Origin of the sequence: Hyphomicrobium sp. MC8b (assembly GCF_905067615.1) — a bacterium.
Taxonomy (GTDB): domain Bacteria; phylum Pseudomonadota; class Alphaproteobacteria; order Rhizobiales; family Hyphomicrobiaceae; genus Hyphomicrobium_B.
In genome coordinates this window covers 3,466,274-3,486,529 of record NZ_LR898465.1, presented here as the reverse complement: position 1 = coordinate 3,486,529, position 20,256 = coordinate 3,466,274, and the positions used below count along the sequence as shown (strand labels likewise).

At 57.0% G+C, this 20,256-nt stretch carries 20 protein-coding genes and 1 tRNA gene; 11 read left to right on the top strand and 10 right to left on the bottom strand.

All coding sequences use genetic code 11. The features are described from left to right. The gene (locus tag ACLB1Z_RS16840) at window positions 1-474 is read left to right on the top strand and encodes a hypothetical protein (RefSeq protein ID WP_409560871.1); all 474 of its coding nucleotides are present in this window, start codon (window positions 1-3) and stop codon (window positions 472-474) included. After that, on the top strand, window positions 474-2,030 hold the full coding sequence (locus tag ACLB1Z_RS16835; protein WP_409560870.1) for a PepSY-associated TM helix domain-containing protein: 1,557 nt from the start codon (window positions 474-476) through the stop codon (window positions 2,028-2,030). The genes ACLB1Z_RS16840 and ACLB1Z_RS16835 overlap by 1 nt, the downstream gene beginning before the upstream one ends. A gap of 21 nt (window positions 2,031-2,051) precedes the next feature. On the opposite strand, the gene ACLB1Z_RS16830 is transcribed toward ACLB1Z_RS16835, so the two are convergent. Together ACLB1Z_RS16830 and ACLB1Z_RS16825 are read right to left on the bottom strand one after the other, a co-directional pair. After that, window positions 2,052-3,017, bottom strand: a complete 966-nt coding sequence (locus ACLB1Z_RS16830) for a sensor histidine kinase (protein ID WP_409560869.1) — start codon at window positions 3,015-3,017, stop codon at window positions 2,052-2,054. 464 nt (window positions 3,018-3,481) lie between these two features. Next, the gene (locus ACLB1Z_RS16825; RefSeq protein WP_409560868.1) at window positions 3,482-4,213 is read right to left on the bottom strand and encodes a response regulator; all 732 of its coding nucleotides are present in this window, start codon (window positions 4,211-4,213) and stop codon (window positions 3,482-3,484) included. 204 nt (window positions 4,214-4,417) lie between these two features. Between ACLB1Z_RS16825 and ACLB1Z_RS16820 the strand changes: the two genes are divergently transcribed. Next, window positions 4,418-5,056, top strand: coding sequence for a Spy/CpxP family protein refolding chaperone (locus ACLB1Z_RS16820; protein WP_409560867.1), 639 nt, complete (start codon window positions 4,418-4,420; stop codon window positions 5,054-5,056). 1,139 nt (window positions 5,057-6,195) lie between these two features. On the opposite strand, the gene ACLB1Z_RS16815 is transcribed toward ACLB1Z_RS16820, so the two are convergent. The 4 genes from ACLB1Z_RS16815 to ACLB1Z_RS16800 form a co-directional block, all read right to left on the bottom strand. Then, window positions 6,196-6,588, bottom strand: coding sequence for a DUF1622 domain-containing protein (locus ACLB1Z_RS16815; RefSeq protein ID WP_409560866.1), 393 nt, complete (start codon window positions 6,586-6,588; stop codon window positions 6,196-6,198). 396 nt (window positions 6,589-6,984) lie between these two features. Then, window positions 6,985-8,061, bottom strand: a complete 1,077-nt coding sequence (gene dinB, locus ACLB1Z_RS16810) for a DNA polymerase IV (protein ID WP_409560865.1) — start codon at window positions 8,059-8,061, stop codon at window positions 6,985-6,987. A 252-nt stretch (window positions 8,062-8,313) separates the two neighbouring features. Continuing rightward, window positions 8,314-8,895 (bottom strand): ChrR family anti-sigma-E factor, encoded by a 582-nt coding sequence (locus tag ACLB1Z_RS16805; RefSeq protein ID WP_409560864.1) that lies wholly within the window; start codon window positions 8,893-8,895, stop codon window positions 8,314-8,316. A 53-nt stretch (window positions 8,896-8,948) separates the two neighbouring features. Next, window positions 8,949-9,545 carry a sigma-70 family RNA polymerase sigma factor gene (locus tag ACLB1Z_RS16800; protein WP_409560863.1) on the bottom strand — a complete coding sequence of 199 codons (597 nt, stop codon included), beginning with the start codon at window positions 9,543-9,545 and terminating at the stop codon, window positions 8,949-8,951. A 383-nt stretch (window positions 9,546-9,928) separates the two neighbouring features. Here ACLB1Z_RS16800 and ACLB1Z_RS16795 point away from each other — a divergent pair, with 383 nt between their 5' ends. After that, window positions 9,929-10,129: a hypothetical protein gene (locus ACLB1Z_RS16795; protein ID WP_409560862.1), complete on the top strand. Its 201-nt coding sequence runs from the start codon at window positions 9,929-9,931 to the stop codon at window positions 10,127-10,129. 321 nt (window positions 10,130-10,450) lie between these two features. Then, the gene (locus tag ACLB1Z_RS16790) at window positions 10,451-10,849 is read left to right on the top strand and encodes a DUF2177 family protein (protein ID WP_409560861.1); all 399 of its coding nucleotides are present in this window, start codon (window positions 10,451-10,453) and stop codon (window positions 10,847-10,849) included. Window positions 10,850-10,898: 49 nt separating this feature from the next. Here the strand turns inward: ACLB1Z_RS16790 and ACLB1Z_RS16785 are convergent, their stop codons facing one another. After that, on the bottom strand, window positions 10,899-11,705 hold the full coding sequence (locus ACLB1Z_RS16785) for a DUF1295 domain-containing protein (protein WP_409560860.1): 807 nt from the start codon (window positions 11,703-11,705) through the stop codon (window positions 10,899-10,901). 212 nt (window positions 11,706-11,917) lie between these two features. Between ACLB1Z_RS16785 and ACLB1Z_RS16780 the strand changes: the two genes are divergently transcribed. The 4 genes from ACLB1Z_RS16780 to ACLB1Z_RS16765 all read left to right on the top strand — a co-directional run bounded on the left by ACLB1Z_RS16780 (window position 11,918) and on the right by ACLB1Z_RS16765 (window position 15,988). Beyond that, the gene (locus ACLB1Z_RS16780; RefSeq protein ID WP_409560859.1) at window positions 11,918-13,261 is read left to right on the top strand and encodes an NAD(P)/FAD-dependent oxidoreductase; all 1,344 of its coding nucleotides are present in this window, start codon (window positions 11,918-11,920) and stop codon (window positions 13,259-13,261) included. After that, window positions 13,258-14,034: a DUF1365 domain-containing protein gene (locus tag ACLB1Z_RS16775; RefSeq protein WP_409560858.1), complete on the top strand. Its 777-nt coding sequence runs from the start codon at window positions 13,258-13,260 to the stop codon at window positions 14,032-14,034. The genes ACLB1Z_RS16780 and ACLB1Z_RS16775 overlap by 4 nt, the downstream gene beginning before the upstream one ends. Beyond that, window positions 14,031-15,239: a class I SAM-dependent methyltransferase gene (locus ACLB1Z_RS16770; protein WP_409560857.1), complete on the top strand. Its 1,209-nt coding sequence runs from the start codon at window positions 14,031-14,033 to the stop codon at window positions 15,237-15,239. Before ACLB1Z_RS16775 ends, ACLB1Z_RS16770 begins: the two co-directional genes overlap by 4 nt. 65 nt (window positions 15,240-15,304) lie before the next feature. Beyond that, entirely contained in the window at window positions 15,305-15,988 is a 684-nt protein-coding gene (locus ACLB1Z_RS16765) for an alpha/beta fold hydrolase (protein WP_409563295.1), read from the top strand. Between the two features lie 295 nt (window positions 15,989-16,283). Here ACLB1Z_RS16765 and ACLB1Z_RS16760 read toward each other — a convergent pair whose 3' ends face one another. From ACLB1Z_RS16760 to ACLB1Z_RS16750, 3 genes are all read right to left on the bottom strand, one after another. Beyond that, the gene (locus tag ACLB1Z_RS16760; RefSeq protein ID WP_409560856.1) at window positions 16,284-16,598 is read right to left on the bottom strand and encodes a DUF6538 domain-containing protein; all 315 of its coding nucleotides are present in this window, start codon (window positions 16,596-16,598) and stop codon (window positions 16,284-16,286) included. Window positions 16,599-16,684: 86 nt separating this feature from the next. Beyond that, window positions 16,685-16,758 (bottom strand) — tRNA-Gln (locus ACLB1Z_RS16755). Window positions 16,759-16,946: 188 nt separating this feature from the next. After that, window positions 16,947-17,750 (bottom strand): M15 family metallopeptidase, encoded by an 804-nt coding sequence (locus ACLB1Z_RS16750; protein WP_409560855.1) that lies wholly within the window; start codon window positions 17,748-17,750, stop codon window positions 16,947-16,949. A gap of 182 nt (window positions 17,751-17,932) precedes the next feature. Between ACLB1Z_RS16750 and ACLB1Z_RS16745 the strand changes: the two genes are divergently transcribed. Together ACLB1Z_RS16745 and ACLB1Z_RS16740 are read left to right on the top strand one after the other, a co-directional pair. Next, window positions 17,933-19,252 carry a Ppx/GppA phosphatase family protein gene (locus ACLB1Z_RS16745; RefSeq protein ID WP_409560854.1) on the top strand — a complete coding sequence of 440 codons (1,320 nt, stop codon included), beginning with the start codon at window positions 17,933-17,935 and terminating at the stop codon, window positions 19,250-19,252. Window positions 19,253-19,254: 2 nt separating this feature from the next. Next, complete coding sequence (locus ACLB1Z_RS16740; protein WP_409560853.1) at window positions 19,255-20,013, top strand: RlmE family RNA methyltransferase; 759 nt, start codon at window positions 19,255-19,257, stop codon at window positions 20,011-20,013. The last annotated feature ends 243 nt before the right edge of the window (window positions 20,014-20,256 follow it).

Here is a 20,256-nt window from a genome sequence, read left to right as displayed (position 1 = left end):
TTGCCATGGGTAGTCGGCGGCTGGCTGTCTCTTGTCGCAAGCGTCGCCTTCCTGATGCGCGAAATGAGCGGCGAGGTCGCGCTGGCGTACGCTCTGCTGGCACTCGCCGTCATGGCCTATGTCGCCGTCGCGATGACGGTCGAAGTGCGGGGCAGACGATCTCCGGTGATGATGTCTCTCGCGCTTGAGCCGGAAGCTCGGCGCACCGACTGGCGACGCGCGGTTGCCAAAAGTCTGTTGGCTATTGTGCTCGCGGGTGTCGCTGCAATCGGCATCGGGGTCGCATTCGCCGTCGCCATGCCGCTAGGCGTTCATGACCGCATTGTTATAGGCGGCGTGCTGGTGCCCGTGCTGTGGGGCGGCGGCATGGCGTGGACGCTCGCGGATGCGAAGCTCGCGCGGGCGACGATCATTCTGCTTGGCGTGTCGGCCGTAAGTTACGGCATTGCTTTTTTGCCAAAAGTTTTGATGTGATGACGAGTCAAAAGCCGATTGTGCAAGACATCGCGAGAAACCGGAAACGTCCGCTGCTGCCGCCGAAGTTCGTGCAAGCAATGCTCGCGGGACACTCGGCGCTGGGGCTCGCGTTTGCCGCTTTGATTTATATCGTATGCCTGACCGGCACACTCAGCGTTTTCCTGCTCGAGTTTCACCGCTGGGAACAGCCGAATGCGCCGCGGGTCAGCGGTCCGGTCAGCGCTAAGGCCATAACGGAGGCGACTTGGGCAGCACACGGGCAAGCCCTGATCGATGACGCCAGCCAAAATGTCGTTCTGACATTTCCAAGCGCGATCAATCCCCGATTCACCGTCAACTATTTCAATGTCGCTACAGGAAAAGACGGAGAATGGGTGGCGGATGCGGATGGCCGATTGGTCGTGCGTACCGTAGCTCCATTCGCCGATTTTCTCGGCGAACTGCATACGCGGCTGCATCTGCCACGGACCTGGGGGTTCTTCATTGTAGGTTTAACCGGGGTCACGCTGCTATCCTCTCTCATATCGGGACTGCTCGCACACCCGCGAATCTTCAAAGATGCTTTCGCGTTGCGCTGGGGTGGATCGAAGCGATTGCAGGAAGCCGACCTTCATAATAGGTTGGGTGTCTGGGGACTGCCGTTTCATTTTATTGTTTCGCTGAGTGGGGCGCTTCTTGGTCTTTCGACGCTGATCGTCGGAGTACTGGCTTTGGCTGCGTACGACGGCGATTCCGACAAAGCGTTGGCGACCATTCTCGGTCCAAGAGCAGTGGCGACTGGCAAGCCCGCTGCGATGCCGGACATCGCCTCTATGATCGCCGACGTGAGGCGCGAGAAACCCGACGCAGAACTCGTATCTGTTCAATTTCAGCAGATTGCGACGAGCGGCCAAATGGTGCACTTGCGGATGCGGACACCGGGACATCTTGCTTTTGCAAATACCTATTACTTTGACAGCACAGGCAAACGCATCGGTGATGGCGGTCTTGAAGAGGGCGGGATCGGGCAGCAGATCCTCGGTGTGCTGCAGCCGCTTCACTTCGGCTGGTTTGGTGGCCTAACCGCAAAAATTCTCTACGCTATTCTAGGTCTGGCGCTCACGATCGTCACGCAGAGTGGAGTTGCGATCTGGCTGGCTCGCCGGCGAGACAAAGGGCGGCCGGCTGAGCGATGGGAAAGGGTCTGGTCAGGTCTGGTGTGGGGACAGCCGCTGGCACTCGCAATTGTAGCGGTTGCGGCGCTCTATGTGCAGGATGGGCTCATTGCTGTTTATCTGACGGCGACCATCGCGAGTCTTTCAATCTCATTCGTGCTTTGGAACGCAGCGCTCGTTACGAAAGTACTGCAAGCGCTGACGGGCGTTGCCTTGGCGTGTGTCGCCACGCTTCACTTCTGGAAGTGGCGCGGATTGGCGACCGATCCAGCGTCATCGTGGATCGATGTCGGATTGCTGATCATGGCGGCAGTTATTCTAATTCTAGCCGTTCGGACTTCGTACACGGCGAGAACGTCGAATATCTCTGCCGCGCCGCGATCCCATGATGGTCAGTAAGCAGAGATAATGATCGGAGTGTTAGCTGCGTGGCAGCCGCACTGTCGCCAGCAAACCACCGTCATGAGGTGAACTGAGTGCGATCGTTCCGCCCTGAGCAGAAACGATATCTCGGGCAATGGCCAATCCAAGTCCTACGCCGCCCGTTTCTCTGTTGCGAGATTGTTCAAGCCGGTGAAATGGCTGAAAGGCTGCCTCAATCAGATCGTCCGGAATGCCGGGACCGTGATCCTTTACAGTGACAACGACGTGCTCGCCATTTAGCTGAAGCCCGACGCGTGCGGACATCCCGTATTTCACCGCGTTATCGACAATATTCATGAACGCTCGTTTGGTTGCGAGGGGCTGGCAGACAGTAAGCAGATGATCCGGACCTTGGTAGTCGACGCATGCGCCTGCATCCAAAAAACTATCACAAATCGTGATAAGCAATGCACCGAGATCCACACGCTCGGCCTTTTCGCGTTTCAAGTCGTCGCTTGCGAAAGCGAGCGTCGCCGAAAGCATCTGCTCCATCTCCTCGACATCGTTGACGAGCGCATTCTTGCTCGCGCTTTCATCTAGTTCCTCCATCGTCAACCGAAGTCGGGTCAGAGACGTTCGAAGATCGTGCGATATGGCGGCGAGCATATGCGTTCGCTCATCGACAAAATTCTTGATGCGTTTTTGCATCTCATTCAGTGCGCGTCCGACAACCGCAAAGTCTCCCAGCTTCCGCGTATCGACCGGGGTGGCGTTGCGATCGATCCCAAGGCGTTGCGCCGCACCAACAAGGTCATCGATCGGAGTCAGCGTGCGCTTGGCCGTCCATATGGATAGGAAGGAAATTAAAAGGACCGCGCCGGCGGCAGTGATCATTGGGGGACTAAAAAGCGGACCCAATCGTGGTGGGCGGCGCGGCTCAATGTGTAGCCAGCTTCCATCAGGTCCTTGGACCAAAATGCTGAAGCCGCCGATAATGGGAATATCCGGCTCATTGGTCGCCAAGGCACCTGTCGGCAAATGTTGCTCAAATCCCGCGGGCACAAACTGTGTGTTCTCGCCGCCTCGCGGGAAAGGCGGACCCCCGCGCGGGTCCACCGAGACGCTCCTGATGCTCCCGCCCAGGCTTTCACGAAGCGAACGCTCCAGCCGCATAAAGAACCCGGGCGCAACGCGCTCAGGGCTTGGCGGCTCCATACGCATCTCGTCCCACGAAATGAAAAGATGCAGTTCGTTGCTGAGGGCTTTTGCGACTTCTTTGCGATGCGTCGTCTCGACGTCGAAGATTTTCTTCGTTGCTTCGCTCGTTTCAGAAATCAGCCAACGCGCGCTGTAGATCGTTTGTGTGGGCGGCGGCAAAAAGAAGAATGTCACCGCATTGAGCCCCTGCAAAAGAAGAAGTGCGGTGAGCATCGTGAGTGCAATGCGCGTGCTGAGGCCGACCCGAAATATTCGCATGGGGGTTGCTTTCAATCGCGCGTCTCTTCGCTGTCGATCGGGGCGGTGAAAATATAACCGCCGCTGCGAACGGTCTTGATGAGCGTCGGTTGCGCGGGATTGGATTCGATCTTGCGCCGCAGTCTGCTGAGCTGGACGTCGACTGTGCGATCAAAGGGCGTGCTGGAGCGTCCGCGCGTCAGGTCGAGAAGTTGGTTTCTGGTCAGGACTTGCTGGGGCCTTTCGACAAATGCGAGCAGCAAATCGAATTCTCCCGCTGTAAGATCGACGAGGACATTATCCGGATTTCTCAGGACCCGTCTCACAGTATCGAGATGCCAACCGTCGAACATGTAGATGCTCTGCGTAACCGGCTCTTCTTTCGAAAGAGCGTTCTGCGTTCTGCGAAGAACCGCACGGATACGCGCAAGAAGTTCGCGCGGACTGAATGGCTTTGTTACGTAGTCGTCAGCACCGATTTCCAGACCAATAATGCGATCCGTCTCGCTCGACATCGCAGTCAGCAATACGATCGGGATCGACCGGGTCGCTCTTAGTCGTCGGCAAAGAGACAAGCCGTCCTCGCCCGGCATCATAATATCGAGAACGATAAGATTGAATTTTCCCACCTCAAGCGACTTCCACATCGCAATATCGTTTCCGGCTTCTGTGACGCGAATGCCGTTCGAGACGAGAAAGCGAGCTAGGCCGGAGCGTATCTGTTTATCGTCGTCGACTAGAAGAATATGGGGAGATGCAAACAACTTATCGCCTTTATGGTTCTAACTGGCATCCTATCTTTATTGCTTGGCCAGCCACACAACAATCTCATTTCTGTAACGGACCGTTACAGTTCGAAGTATCCCCGAAATTCAAACTCCCCTTCGCTCTGTTAGATACGGCGCAACCGGTGATGGCGAGAGCTTTGAAAGCTTTTGGTGATCAGCCGTGAAGCTAAGGAGGTCGTCGTGTCTAGGAATAAACGATCCGTCATCGTAGTGATGGCTGCCGCGGCAATGTCACTCGTCTGTGGCGCCGCCATCTATTCGAGTGCGGCCGCAGAGCCAACCAACAAAAATCCGCCGCAGAAGCAAATGCCGATGGGGCCCGGTTTCCATGGAATGGGCGACAAATTCCCGGGCTGCGGAATGTTCGGTTCCATGCCGCCGCCCCCGCCGCCGCATGGTCCTCGTCCCTTGGCTTCGCTTCTGTCCGAAGCTGAGACCGAGATCGGCATTCGTGTCGAACAACTTGATGCTTGGCGCGACTTTACAGACGCGTTGCTGAATGTCGCCAAGCCGCCTCATCCCGGTAAGAAAGAGCCGGAACCGGCGGCGGGTGATCAACAAAAGCCCTTCGCGTTCGCTGAGAAAATGGCAGATGACGCGGTCGCGCGCGGTCACGATGCAGAAGCCCTCAAGAAAGCTATCGAAGCTCTTCGGGCAAAACTCACGCCCGAACAGTTGACCAAAGTTAGTGCAATAGAACAGCGCATCATGCCTCCGCCGCACGACGGACCGATGCCGCCGCCGCCTTTCAATCTCGTTCCGCCTCCGGGTTTGGGTGGCGGGAACGGACCTGACGGTCCGCATCCCGACCCGTTGTGAGCGGAGATGCTGGGCGCGGAGCTTCCTATCTCTTCGCGTCCAGCACATTTGAGGAGACGGCGATGACACGCTTTTACGAAATCGGATTGCTGCTCACACTGATGTTTCTGTTCTTTGTTATCGCAGTGACGAGTGCACCCGTCTGATGTCATTTGGCAAAATGAATATGGAACCAAAAAATATGAATCGGCAGTTGTTGCCAGACGTTCAGCCTCAGACGGCATCCGAGCAATTGGCTCTAAGCCTCATACGCGACGGTGCATTGAGGGAAGAGGAGTTTTTGGAGATGTCGGCGCTGTACCCGAGATGGCAGGTCTATTTGTCGTTGCGCTTAAGAAGGCTCGCGCATTCTTGGGGCTGGAATTGAGGTTTCATCAGCTTGATCTTCAGTTTAGGCCACGGCGGGCGAACTCCGGGCGGCTGCGGTTTCAAGCCGATGTGTTAGACGGAGCGGCGTACGTGGATTGATGCTCGGCACTGCGGCCATCAATCTCGTTGAAAAGCCAACTGAAGCCTATGCCGACGATAATTCACCCGTTGGCTAGCCGGGAGAGTGCACGCTTTTCCCCAAGAGATCGAAGGACCCTACTATTTCAATCGAAAACTTATTCGCTCCGATATTCGTGAAGGATGGACGGGCCTAAGCACGATCATGCTGCTCATTGTGATCGATGCAACGACATGCAAACCAATGACCGGCGCTCGTGTCGAGGTCTGGCGTGCCGATGCGCGCGGCGTCTATTCGGGCTATGCGCAAGAGAAATGGTCGAAACGGTTCTTGAGATTGACGGCGAGCGGTGGCGCAAAATTGTTCTTTGATAGCGTCGAAGGTCGCGGAGGGAGGGCCATAGAATCTCTTGATCGCATATTTCCAATTCTGGCGATTTGGTATTCGGATGAAAAGTTTTATGGCTGCCCGTTTGTCAATGCTGCGACTGAAGACGCAACGCACGATAAATTTCTGAGCGGGTACGGGCTGAGAGCGGGGAGTAGTTCAAGGTGATCGACAAGTGGTGTTGAGCCAACCTATGGTGAGTGCGGTGCCTGCCGTGCAGAGCATGCAGACATGGGGCGCGACGACCGTTAAATGCAAATGCTACCGCAATAGCATCTGCTGCAGACCCATAAGCAGACGTGGACTAAGATGTCCTTGTGCGTCCCATCTTCTCTCCATTTTCTTTTGTGTCGGTATCCCTTCGCTGGCGATCCCTCACCTCTTCGAGATCTCGTTCGAGAAAGAAGTTCAACATCGTACGAATGAGCGCAACAGCGGCCAGACGAGCCACGGCTTGCCAATCCGTTGTGATGGATGTTTCGATTATGTCGGCGGCTAGCTGAAACGTGAGTCCAGCAACGAGCCATCGCGCATAGCGCAACCACACATCGCGACGTTCGTGTCCTGTCCGGGATCCCAACAACACAAGACTACCGTTCACGAACGCCTCAATCGTTCCAAGGACGATGACCAGTAGCGCAACCGCATCGATGAGCAGAACCGCGGTCTTTCCGGCTTCAACAAACCAGGCCTCCACGACACACTCCAAGTATTTGCGAGCAGCAAAATGCTTCCTTGTTGCTCAAAGCTAGCGCCGCTTGGCGATGTTGCCGATCCAAACCGCAAGTTTCCGGTAAGCTCAGTATCCGCGACACCAGCAAAGATTCGACCCGCAGCCGTAGGCCGAAGCTGGAAGCCGCTAGGGGAAGGATGTACCCTTGCATAAGATCAAATTTTCCTTCCGCACGCCGTTGGTGTGGAATAATAGCATGATAATTTGATAGGCGCGGCCTAGATAATTGAAGTCGTTGATATTCTGAAAGCGAGATAGAACTGCACCGTCGAGAACACGTCGAGTGGGGTGGGGTTTTCGCTTTTTCGCACCCGATATCGGCCTAGATGGACGCGGCGCGTGTGCGCAACGCGGGGATGCTCAGCCGCTAAGTGGTAGATCGAGCTGGGCGGGCTCACGTTGCTGAAAGCTTGAAACCGAAACGCCGACGAGACGAATGCCGGTAGAAACAGGATAGGTCGATCGTGTGAGCCCGAGGCTGAGTTCGCGGAGAAGCTCGCGGGAATTTATGAGGCCTGCGATCGTCCTGCTACGCGTAATGATGCGGAAATCGGAATACTTAATCTTGACCGTGACGGTTGAACCGAAACTCTGGTTCTTGTCGCACCATTCCCACACATCATCGGCCATTTCTAGCACGCCTGCTTCGATATCGGCTGGCGCGAAGCGGTCTTCGTCGAACGTGGTTTCAGAGCCCGAGGATTTGCGCTGCCGGTTTGGCTGGACCTCGCGGTGATCTTCTCCGCGAGCGATTGCGTAGTACCATGATCCGGACTTGCCGAAGTTCTGTTCGAGAAAATTGAGCGACTTGGCTTTGAGGTCGGCTCCAGTGAAAATGTCAAGCGCGTTAAGTTTCTCTGCGGTCACTTTGCCGACGCCTTGAAACTTCGCGACGGGCAAACCTTCAATGAACTCGGCACCCTTTTGAGGCGGGATCACGAACTGGCCGTTTGGTTTGCGCATGTCGGACGCGAGCTTTGCGAGAAACTTATTGTAAGAAATGCCCGCCGAAGCCGTGAGGCCCGTCTCGTCAAATATCCGTCTTCGGATTTCTGCTGCCGTGTCGGAGGCCGTGGGTAGTCCCCGCAAATTTTCAGTCACATCGAGATAGGCTTCGTCGAGCGAAAGCGGCTCGATGAGAGGCGTGTATTCCGCGAAGATATTGCGGATCTGATTTGAGACGGACTTATAAACATCGAAGCGCGGCCTCACGAAGATAAGGTCCGGGCAGTTTCGCATCGCCGTGGTCGATGGCATCGCAGAGCGTACGCCAAACTTCCGGGCTTCATAGCTCGCGGCGGCGACAACGCCGCGTTTCGCGCCGTGACCGACAGCAACCGGCTTCCCACGCAGCTCGGGGTTATCCCGCTGTTCGACGGACGCATAAAAGGCATCCATATCGACGTGAATGATCTTGCGGGTGACGTGCGCTCTCATCGGGCCAGCCTAGCGGAATTGCGTGCGCTCGGCACGAAGTTCTGCGCCAGCCGCGAATGGACACCGGCCGTAGACGACACTTCCGCGCTGCGAGGTTTGATAATTTCGATTGGAAGCAGTGCTCAGATGGAAGGTGGCGCGCGAGGACCGTTCAGCGATTGATCCAAATGGTGCAGTGGCAGTCGATCTTACTTCGGAACAATGAGGGGTAGGATCGTCACTCCCGACTTCGCCAGCAACCCGTCTATCCAATCAAAAGCCGGTCAACTTCTGCACAATACGCGCAAGCTTGCTGTGAAATCGCATCGGTCCTTCCAATGCGATTAGGCATATGCAGTCTGTTCCTTCCGCGGCGACGGGGGCGTGCTCGAAGCCCTCGCCCATCTCGACAACATCACCAACTTCATACGATCCGAATTCATCGCTGAACGCGCCTTGAAGCACGAGGGTCAACTCCGATCCGGAATGTCCGTGATCTGGCAGTTTAAGGCCGGGGCCGACCTTAATGAGCCTGAGTGACGATTTGGAATGTTTTGCCAGTGGAATAGGAAATTGCCAGATCCCGGGAGTGACGCGTTTCCATTTGATGTTTTCAAGCCGATTTCCAACGAATTTTCGGAGCGGTGCTGGAACATCGCATTTAATCGAATTTTCCGTGATTGATATGGGCTGCTCGACCGGGACGTTGGGAGACGGAATTTTCATAACGAGCGGCATGGGTGACACGTCTTCAAGAAGTGTCGCACCGACCGAGCCCAGGAACGTAAGCTCCTTTTGGCAACGAGGACAAATGGTCATGTGGCAGGCCATGACAGCCGCCAAAGCTTCCGGCATGCTGCCAGCCGCACAGCTCACTAGATTTTCGGGGGCGGGGTGGCGTCTGATCGTCATTGTTCCGGTTCCCCAACCGCGTTACGAAGTTTCAAATACGCCAAACGGATACGCGACTTGACCGTGCCAACCGGCAGATTAAGCCGGCTGGCAATGTCACGATGTGGCAATCCTTCAATGAAAGACAGAATCACCACCTGTCTTTGCTCTTCAGGCAGCGCATCGAGAGCTCTCCTTATAATCGAGCGTTGCTGCTTGCCTGAAACGGCCTCATCAGGAGACGTATCCGAACTCGCCTCCTGAGCGTAGTTATCCGGCAATTCGACCCACGTCTTTTCCTTACGTAGGTAATCAATCCTCAGATTACGTGCGATCGCAAAAATCCATGTGGCTACGCTGCCCTTGTCCTCGGAGTAGAGCGCGGCCTTGCGCCAGACGGTCAGCATCGTTTCTTGCGCGAGCTCTTCTGCCGTGGCGGCGTCAGCTCCCTGCCGCATCATGAAAGCTTTCACGATGGGTCCGAATTTCTCGAACAGCGCGCGATACGCTTGGGCATCCTTTTGAGCAGCGATCCGTTCGAGCTTCTCGATGTCCGGCATTTTTGTTTCAAATCTTGAGGAAGTCGGGCCGCCGCCGCGAATTAAAGCGTCCATCTAATAGTGATCGCGGCACCGCTTAACAGCTTTTGTACACCTTGTAACGTAAATCAAGATGAGGCCGCCGATCCAAACGCGATGGCAAGAAACCATAAATGCTATCGCAATTTGTTGTCGTAGGCGCTTTCCGATACCGCCGCGCACGCGCTTTCGCCGCTGTGATCCGAACTCTTTGGTGGTGCGTAATCTTCGCAAGTTCGCCTTTCAATCTGGGCGAATGTGCCATTGTCAACTTGCGGGGTCCATCTTGCCACGGCCCCGCATTTTTCCTTCCGCGCGGGATGCGTCTCTAACTCGTATCTCTCCAATACACATCACCGTGAGATGTGATCTTTGAAAGGCTCGCTCACGTAGCTTTGCGAAATAAAAGGGAGCGCCCCATGCTTGCCATTTTTGTTTCCGCCTGCCTTGTTCGCGACCCCGGCGTCTGCCGCGAATTCAAGATCCAAGTTGATGCGGGTATCGATTCGATGACCTGTGTGGTCCAGGCGCCGTTGCAGTTCGGCTTCTGGGCCAAGGAGCATCCGGGCTGGCAGATTTCTCGTTGGCGGTGCGGCGCGGCTAGCGAAAACAAAATATGAGAGTTGCTGCGGATTAGAGCTGTGTGACTGTCGTCGCCTGAAACGATCCGGATAGAATTTGATACTGCTTACCGGAACGAGGCGATTGGTGAGAGATCCAAATGCGCTTTTGGTGCGTAATGATTGCTTAGACCATTCGTGGATGTCGGTATGCCTATCGTCTCGCCGATGCTTTTCTTGGGTGCAGTCGCCATCTTTGCGGCAGTTGAGCGGTTCCGCTCTTCGCAGACGCAGCTAGCCACAAGAACAAGCGTGACGGCTTTATTGAGGAAGATTGTTGAACGGCATTTTGACTGAAGCAACGGTTCAAGACAGGTCGCCATGGCTTTTCTGACTGGTTACGTTGTGTTCCTCATCGTTTTCGGACTGATGGATTTCGTTTGGTTGAGCATCACGGTTCCGAAACTGTATCTGCCTGTTCTCGGAGATTCGGCTGCGACGACTGTGAGGCTAGTTCCTGCGATCGTTTTTTATCTTTTCTACGCGGTTGGCGCAGTCTTCTTCGGCGCGTTACCGGGACAGTCGTCGGGTCCACGAACAGCGTTTTTGTGCGGATTGTTTTTTGGCGCCGTTGCGTACGGGACGTATGACCTCACGAACTATGCAACCTTGCGGAACTGGTCGTTAGCGCTGACCGTTGTCGATATGTCGTGGGGATCGTTGGCGACAGGTGTTGCCTGTCTTGCCGCGTATTTTGCAATGAACCACTTCTCAGCTTGAGCAATTTAAGCCGCGTTCAACGCCCTGCGATGAGCGCGCAATAGCGTCTTTAAGAACGGCGCAGACGCGGACCTGGGAAAAAGGCGTTGGTGCCTGCTTGATACTTGCGGAATTCGTCGCCGGAGCGCGTGAGCATGTGCTGTTCGAGAAGTGGTATCCCCGAAACATGAACGAGCAGCCAGTACATCACGACGGGCCCCAGGATCGCGAGCCACCCCCAAGGATATCCGCCACTTAGATCAACGGCGATGATGGGGTACGTGAGCCAGCTTACCCACTCGAAGAAATAATTGGGATGCCGTGAGAACTGCCAGAGGGCCTGATCGCACACCCGCCCCTTATTCGCGGGGTTGCTGCGAAATCGCGCGAGCTGCCAATCCGCTAGTGCTTCTCCGGCGCAGGCAAAAATCAGTACGACGGCACCCAGAAGATCCTGAAGATGCAGCCCTTTCACGGGATTCCAGGCCGCGATCAGGATCGACAGTGTCAGCGGGATGCTTACCCACGCTTGCTTTTGCGCGAACCAGAACATTTGACGCTCGGCGTCCGGCTCCCATTCCGTAATCAGGCGCGCGTATCGCGGGTCGTCTGTTGAGCCGTTGGTTCTCACTCCGATATGGAGGGCCAGGCGGCCGGCCCACAGGCAAACCAATAGAGCAACCAGTGCGGAGCGTTCAGTAAACCCGCCGCCCACCAAAGCGCCTGCGATCGCCGTCAGGCCCACCCCGAGTGTCCAGGTTGTGTCAATCCAGCCGGAGTTGCGCGTCCCCCGCCAAACTAGCCATCCAACTGTCATGGCCAGAGACAGAGAGCCGAACGCATATGCCACTGCGAACACGAAGGATAAATTCGTCATCAGCTTCCTGTGGGCGCCAGCCTGGGGCTCGTAAGGCGCTACGTCAACGTATGCGACGACAATGTCCCGCCGAAAACGAGTTGGGCGATTGGATAATGCTTACGCGGCTTGCCCGAATATGGATCACGCCCGGGTGATCCAAGATCTACGAGCGCTCGTATTCGTACTAAGCGCTGGCGTAACCGTTCCAGTCCCTGCCGAGAAATATTTTGATGCATCACACTGCTGGTGAGCCGTTGCTGAGGATTGCTGTTGTTGGCAGTGGCATTTCGGGGCTGTCGGCGGCTTGGCTTCTGAGCCAGAGGCACATTGTAACGCTATACGAACAAGACGAGAGAATTGGCGGGCACTCAAATTCCGTGTCTGTGCCAGGCTCTGGTGAGTTCGTTGACACCGGATTTATCGTATATAATGAACTGAACTACCCAAATTTGACGGCACTATTCAAGCATCTCAACGTTGCAACGCAGCCCTCGGAGATGTCTTTAGCAGTTTCTCTTCGAGGCAGTCGGCTTGAGTATTCAGGGACCAACCTACGTGGCCTGTTTGCGCAACGACGCAATATCGTCAGCCGGCGATTTTGGTCGATGCTGTACGATCTGCGCAGGTTCTACAAAAATGCTCCAGTGGATCTTCCAATACTCGAGGCCCGACCTATCACGTTAGGCCGGTATCTGGAGGAAAATGGATACGGCGGGGCCTTTCGGGATGACCATCTCTTGCCCATGGCGGGTGCGATCTGGTCGTCGCCGCCGCACGCAATACTCGATTGTCCCGCGGCGACCTTTGTTCAATTCTATCATAATCACGGACTGCTGAAATTGAGCGACCGGCCTCCCTGGCGCACGGTAACGGGGGGAAGCAGAAATTATGTAGCGATGTTGACGTCGTCCTTGCGAAAGAACATCCGTATAGGCACGTCGATTTCCCAGATCAAATCGAGCGATCAAGCCGTGTTTGTCCGGGATGCGCAGGGCGGCATCGATAGCTTCGATCACGTGGTCATCGCGACCCATGCTGATCAGGCGAGGGGGCTTATCGTGGACCCCAATATCGCGGAGCGCGCCACACTCGGAATGTTCCGATATAGCCGAAATCGGGCCGTCTTGCATTCCGATGCCTCGTTCATGCCGAGGCGGCGCGCGGTTTGGTCAAGCTGGAATTATATCGAGACGGGCGAAGGCGTTGGTGAAGTGCCGACGATCAGTTATTGGATGAACCGGTTGCAGAATCTTCGGACGGAACGGCCGCTTTTCCTCTCCCTCAATCCGAAGTCCGAGCCGCGTGACGTCCATTATGAGACCTATTACGAACATCCGCTCTTGGATCGTGCTGCAATAGTCGCGCAGAAAATGCTGTGGTCTCTACAGGGACAGCGGCGACTTTGGTTCTGTGGCTCTTACTTTGGATATGGCTTTCACGAAGATGGCTTGCAGGCGGGGCTGGCGGTAGCCGAACAAATCGATCCGCGTTGTCGGCGGCCTTGGTCCGTTGAAAACGAATCCACTCGCATCTTCATTCGCGCCAAATTGCGATCGCCCGAGGCAGTGGCATGACCGTTGGCTCTGCTCTCTATTTAGGCTCTGTCATGCATCGCCGCGTTCGCCCGGTGCTTCATCTCTTGCGTTATCGCGTATTCTGGCTTCTCCTCGACCTGCGCGAAATTGATCAGATTTCAAAGTCGTTGCGGTTGTTCTCGCGAAACCGCTTCAACGCACTCAGCTTTTTCGATCGAGATTATTGCGACGGCGGAGAGACGCCCCTTGGCGCCCAAATCCAAGAGCATCTGCGAAAAGCCGACGTTCCAGCCGACGGCAAGATCCTTCTGCTGTCGATGCCTCGAATTCTCGGATACGTCTTCAACCCACTGAGCCTGTACTTTTGCTACGATGTCGGCGACCGGCTAAAAGCCATCGTCTATGAAGTTCACAACACGTTCGGTGAACGCCACAGCTATGTCCTTCCCGTGGAAGGGGATGGAAAGACGATCAATCAGCAATGTGAAAAGGCGTTTTACGTGTCGCCTTTCCTCGGGATGGATTTGCGGTACGAGTTCAAAGTCACGCCTCCCGGCAACCGACTTAGCGTTGCGATCCGCGGCTACGACAGCACGGGTCTCGTGATCGCGACCTCTCTTTCCGGGTCCTTACGCCCGCTCACAGACCGTGCGTTGCTTTCGGCTCTGGTAACGTTTCCATTCCTGACATTGAAAGTCATCGCTGCAATTCACTGGCACGCGCTGCGGCTCTATCTGAAGGGCCTTAAAATATATGAGCATGGTCTCGCAACTGCTGTGGCGAGAGATATTCCATCCAGGAAATATAAATGAACGATACAGCAGCACGCCTGAGTTTGAGCGATAGTTTTTCGACGCGCTCGCACTTGGCGAGGCTTATTGCTCGACGCATTCCGCCGATTGACGCGGGCGCATTGCAGCTTTCTCTTCCCGATGGCGGAGAGATTATCCGGCGCGGTGATGCGCCGGGCCCGGAGGCCATTATCAAGGTCTGCTCGTGGCGGGGGCTCGTGAGAGTACTGATCGACGGAGAGCATGGGTTTGCCGATGCTTATCTGGCGGCCGAGTGGTCGACCCCAGACCTTAGAGCGGTACTGGCTTGGGCAATACTTAATGAAGCCGCGCTTGCGCGCGCTGGGTCGGGTTCATGGTTCACACGCGTGCAAAACAGGGTCAGCCACCTTCGGCGCAACAACACGCGAAGGGGCAGTCGCCGTAATATCGCTGCTCACTATGACCTGGGAAATTCTTTTTATCAGGCTTGGCTTGATGCGGGCATGAACTATTCGTCCGCAATGTACGTGCGCGGCGACACATTAGAATCCGCCCAGACGCGAAAGATAGAAAGCATAATCGATCTCCTTAGTCTAAAAGGGGGCGAGCGGGTTCTTGAAATCGGTTGTGGTTGGGGGGCCCTTGCCGAGCGTATCGTCGGCAAAGGTTGCGATTTGACGGGGCTCACTCTCTCTCGTGAGCAGCTTTCGTATGCCCAGGGTCGAATAGGGGCCGTTCGACAAGGGGCTGCTAATTTACGGCTTCAGGACTACCGCGATGTCGTAGGATATTATGATCGCGTCGTCTCGATTGAAATGATCGAAGCGGTGGGGGAGCGGTTCTGGCCGGCCTATTTTTCAAAAATACGGGACGTTCTCAGGGAAGGCGGCAGTGCAGTCTTGCAAGCTATAACCATCGATGAAAAGCGTTATAGACATTATCGCAGAAATCCGGACTTCATTCAGCGCTATATCTTTCCAGGCGGTATGCTGCCGACGCGGACACTTCTTGTCGAACTGGCTGCTTCTGCCGGATTAAGACTCGTGCATGAAGAAGCATTTGGAACGAGTTATGCGCGGACACTGGCCGAGTGGCGGGAGCGATTCCTGTCTGCATGGCCGCGGATCGAAAGCATGGGTTTTGATCAGCGGTTCAAGCGCATGTGGGAATATTATTTTGCCTACTGCGAGGTTGGGTTTCACGTTGGTTCTGTCGATGTGAGGCTCTTTAAATTTGTTCGATGATGATGCGCTGGCTACGAGAGTTAAGTTAGCTATCGCTCTAGGCCCAACACTACGGCGCTCTTGAGCTGAATTATCTCATTTCGCCTGATCATTATCGGGACGTCGCCGGCATCAGGCTTCATCTCCGAGACAGCGGTCCGCGGGACGCTCCCTCTGTCATATTCCTGCACGGCTTTGGTTCCAGTCTCCATACCTGGGAACCCTGGGCACGCTCGTTGTTGGATAAGTATCGCGTGGTTCGATATGAACTTCCTGGATTTGGGCTAACCGGGCCGGATCCAACAGGCGGTTATACAGACGAACGCGGCATGGCTATTCTAGCCGCACTGATGGACAAACTTTCAATTCAAAGGGCAAGTCTTATCGGAAATTCGATTGGCGGGAGGCTCGCATGGCGCTTTGCTGCTCGGTATCCCGGCAGGATCGTCAAACTGGCACTCATTTCCCCGGACGGCTTTCCCAGTCCAGGATACGAATATGGAAAAGTACCTGAGGTGACGTTGTTCGTCAGGATGATGAAATATGTGCTGCGTCGCGCTTTCGTTAGGGCGAATTTGGCTCCGGCATATGCCTATCCGCGTCGGCTCTCCAACGCGACGGTGGATCGCTATTATGAGCTGATGTTGGCGCCCGGCGTACGTGGCGCCATGATCTCGCGGCTGGAACAGACCAAGCTGGAGCCGCCTGAGCCTTTTCTTAAATCAATAGAAGCTTCGACGCTCGTGTGTGGGGACAACAGGATAAACTGATCCCCAAGTCGAACGCAGGCGGTTACATGAAGGCGATGTCTCATGCGAAGTTAGTCAGCCTGCCCAATCTGGGCCACGTACCGCAAGAGGAAGATCCAGCATCGTCGCTGACACCGACCGCGCATTTCTCGATGAATAGCCCGCAAATTTCGACGCGGGTTCAAGGCTTGGGAACGGAGAGATTTGGTTCAACGGATGGACGGCGGCCCGGGATTGGGTGGATCAGTGAGTGGCGCGCGGCGGTAAGGGCGTTTGATCCCCGCGTGCGAATACGCTGTGCCGAACTTCAGCGAGGTTAAGGAGCCAGGTCGCCCCTGCCGCGCATCTCGCCTAGGTCGACCTCGCTGTACTGCTCGCAAGGCGCGAGATCGGGGTGATGAGGCTCGGGACGAGCATGGTCCCCGGTTTCCCTGGTTTGGAGCTGAGACAGGGTTTCGATCAGGCTGAGGGCTTCGCGGGCGACAAGAACCTTGGCCTTTGCGCAATCCTTTGTTCGCTGCGAGATGCGAATTTCGCGGCGGCCCGTCCGCGCCGTCATGCCCTTCGGAAGCACCACCCGGAAGTAGTAGACGCCATGTCGGCTCATCGAAAGATAGGTATGCCTGATCACGCAGTGCCACCCTTCGCTGGATCACTCCATGCTTCAGGGCCATCGCCGCGCCTTAACGCGTTGATTGTCTGGGAGACTTTTGAGCGTGGCTGGGGGACTAGGATTCGAACCTAGACAGGCAGAGTCAGAGTCTGCAGTCCTACCATTAGACGATCCCCCAATGCCGGGATCAGGCGCGCCTGTCGGCCGCCGAGAGGGCGCGTCATAGCAGCAGCGCTGGGCGACTGCAAGGCCGGCGTCGCTTCAACGCTCCCCTGCGCCAAAAGGCTCGTGCACATCAGCTTAAGGCATGGTGCCGTCACCGCGCGCCGGGGGCGATTTGGATGTCGTCCGGCGCCAGGCCCGCGCCTATTGGCGCAGTCCGAGAAGCTCCGGGCGGTATTCGAAGTGCATCGTATCGTAGTGATACCAGCGCCCGCCCCAGATGAACCCGTGCCGCTCGAAAATGCGCACGATCTCGAGCGGGATGGCGTTGCGATAGACCGGACGTTCGCTCGCGCCGCCCTTGGCCCATCGCCAGTAATGCGAATGCGTCGTCGCAATATCGATCGCAATGCCGTAGCCGTGCCCCGAGCGCCGCGCCGTCCCCGCGATCGTGCGGCACACGAACCCGCCCGCGGAAGGAATGAGGTACGCGTCGAACCTTCCGGGCAGAGCATCGAGCTCATCGCTGACGGCTTTGAGATGCGCCGCGACTCCATTCCTGCGGGTCACCACGATTCGCTGATTGGCTTTCCCCGGCAGCCACCGGACGGTCGTCAATGACGCGGCGAAGCCCGGCTGCTGGCAGTCGCCATAGAGCTTTGTAAAGAATGCCGCGTCGCGCGCACGGCCCGGATCGAAATTGAACTTTGGCGGAAGAGCCTCGGCGCCTTGCGGATAAGAATATCGGAACATGTCCTTGATGCTCGGATGTGCGAGCCACGTTTCGAACGGTTTTTCTTCGTCGCTGCCGAGCGGCAATGTCGTTCCGTCACGGAACTTCAGATTGCGGCCGTCGAGGCCCGCCACCGAGTCGGGATAGGCCGCAGCAAGTCGCCCGGCCACAGCCTCATCGCTGAGGCCATCTGCAACACAAATAGTGGGTGAGATTGCGATGATCGAGGCAGCATGTCCAACCACCCGGAACAACAATCGAATTCGCTGCCGCATGGGAAGCCGCCGTTCGCGAGGCACGCCAGAGAATGTGTGGCGCGGCGTTAAGCATCCCGCGAGAGCTTTACGGGCGTGCGCGACCTGATACACTTCCCCCTAACTGAGGTCCAGATCGTTGGCCTGATGAGCACGGCGCTTGGCGGCAAGCTGCTGATGCACCAGGTCCTGGAGATAAAAATTTGACGCCCGAGAAATCAGGCTCCGATGCGTCCGACGCAGCTGGGCTCCCGCAAAAATCCGATGACGAGATTCCAGATACGACTGGATTTTCCGCGCTTTCGCTATCTAGCGAGAGCGAACGTGACGACAGCGATCGGCAGCTCTACAAGCGCAACGACAATGGTTCAAAGCCGTTCGTGAACCGGGCTTCGCCGCGCGGAGACGGCCGTGACGAGCGGCGCGAGCCGCACGCCAATCTGGTGTCGTCGCTCGCGATCAAGCCGCCGGGCGGCGAACAAATTTACGGCGCGCTCGACCTTGGCACCAACAACTGCCGGCTGCTTTTGGCGCGGCCATCGCGTCGCGGCTTTCGCGTCGTCGATGCATTCTCCCGCATCATTCGTTTAGGCGAAGGCGTAAGCCGCACGGGCCACCTTTCAGATCTTGCGATGAATCGCACGATGGAGGCGTTGAAAGTCTGCGCCGGCAAGCTGCATCGCCACAATGTGACGCGCACCCGTCTCGTGGCGACCCAAGCCTGCCGCGTCGCGGCCAACGGTCCTGACTTCGTCGCCAAGGTAAAGGACAGCTTCGATCTCGATATCGAAATCCTGACGCCGGAGTTGGAAGCGCATCTGGCGGTCGCCGGATGCGCAACGCTCATCGATCCGAGTACTGATTACGTGCTCGTGTTCGACATCGGCGGCGGCTCGTCGGAGATCATCTGGCTCGACCTGACACGGCTCGGAACCCGTCAGGACGCGCTGAGCGGCCGCGGAGATGTCGACGACGCCATCGTCGCCTGGGAATCGCTTCCCGTCGGAGTCGTTACGCTGGCAGAGCGCTTCGGCGGTCGTGACGTGACGGCGGAGAGCTTCGCCGCCATGTCCGAGGCGGTAACGAAGCTGCTTCTGCCGTTTGAGGCGAAACATAATTTCCGCGAGCGGACCGCAGGCAAGCCCGTGCACTTCCTCGGCACGTCCGGCACGGTTACGACGATTGCCGGCGTCATGCTTGGCCTCGACCGCTACGATCGCAAGCGTGTTGATGGTATTTGGCTCGGCACGCACGACATCGAGAATGTCACGACCGAGCTTCTGGCGCGCTCCTACGACGAACGCGTGCTGCAGCCGTGCATCGGCCGCGAGCGCGCCGATCTCGTCCTTGCAGGCTGCGCCATCCTCGACGCAATCATGAAGCTCTGGCCCGCCGATCGTTTGCGCGTCGCCGACCGCGGGCTGCGTGAAGGCATCCTGATGCGAATGATGATGGAAGATGGCGTCTGGCGCTCCAGCCGCCGCCGTCGCGGGCGCGGCAAGCGCGGGAAGGGTGCACGGTAGTCGTGAGCGGCAAAAGTAATAACGGCGGTGCCGGCGGCAAGAAGGGCGGCGTCGGTGGCGCCCATTCAAGCTTGAGCGGCGGCCAGCGGCAGCTTCGCACGACGGTCAAGACTGCGCGCAAACGCTCCGTCTCGTCTGCCCGCTGGCTTGAGCGTCAATTGAACGATCCCTACGTCGCAGCGTCGAAGCGTGAGGGTCTGCGCTCCCGCGCGGCCTTTAAGCTGCGCGAGATCGACGCCCGCTATCATTTCTTGAAGCCCGGCCAGCGGATCATCGACCTCGGCGCAGCACCGGGCGGCTGGTCGCAGGAAGCGGCAGAGCGGGTGAAGGCAGCCGACGGGAAGGGCCAGGTCGTCGCCATCGACTATCTGGCGTTCGAGCCGATCCCCGGTGTCGATATGATTGAAATGGATTTCACCGATCCGGGCGCCGAGGAGCTTTTGAAATCCCGCCTGCGGGACGGCCGTGCCGATGTCGTGCTCTCCGATATGGCGGCGCCGACAGTCGGTCACGCCAAGACCGATCACTTGCGCATCATGGGCCTCGCCGAGGCGGCCGCCGCCTTCGCTGCAGACGTGCTGGAGCCAGGTGGCGCTTTCCTTTGCAAGGTCTTCCAGGGCGGCACCGAGCGCGACCTGCTCGACATGCTGAAGCGCGATTTCAAGGTCGTGCGCCACGTGAAGCCACCTGCTAGCCGCGCTGAAAGCTCAGAGCTTTACGTTCTGGCGACGGGATTTCGGGGAGAGGGGGCGGCCGACTAAAGCTGTTTCGGCTCTTTCCGACGCCTCGTCGCGATCTGCTTTCCCTGCCGCCGTGGGCTGGGGAAACGCTGAACGCACCCGCCGACGGCTTTAACTCAGAAGCAAATCCTATGGGGGCTTTGAACCCCGTGGGCACCTCTTTGCTCCTCTGCCGCGACACGCGTATGACGAGACAGGCCTTTTCGCGCCACTTTTTGCACGCCGCTTGAATTGGTTACCATCATCCCCATTTGACGCGGCCAA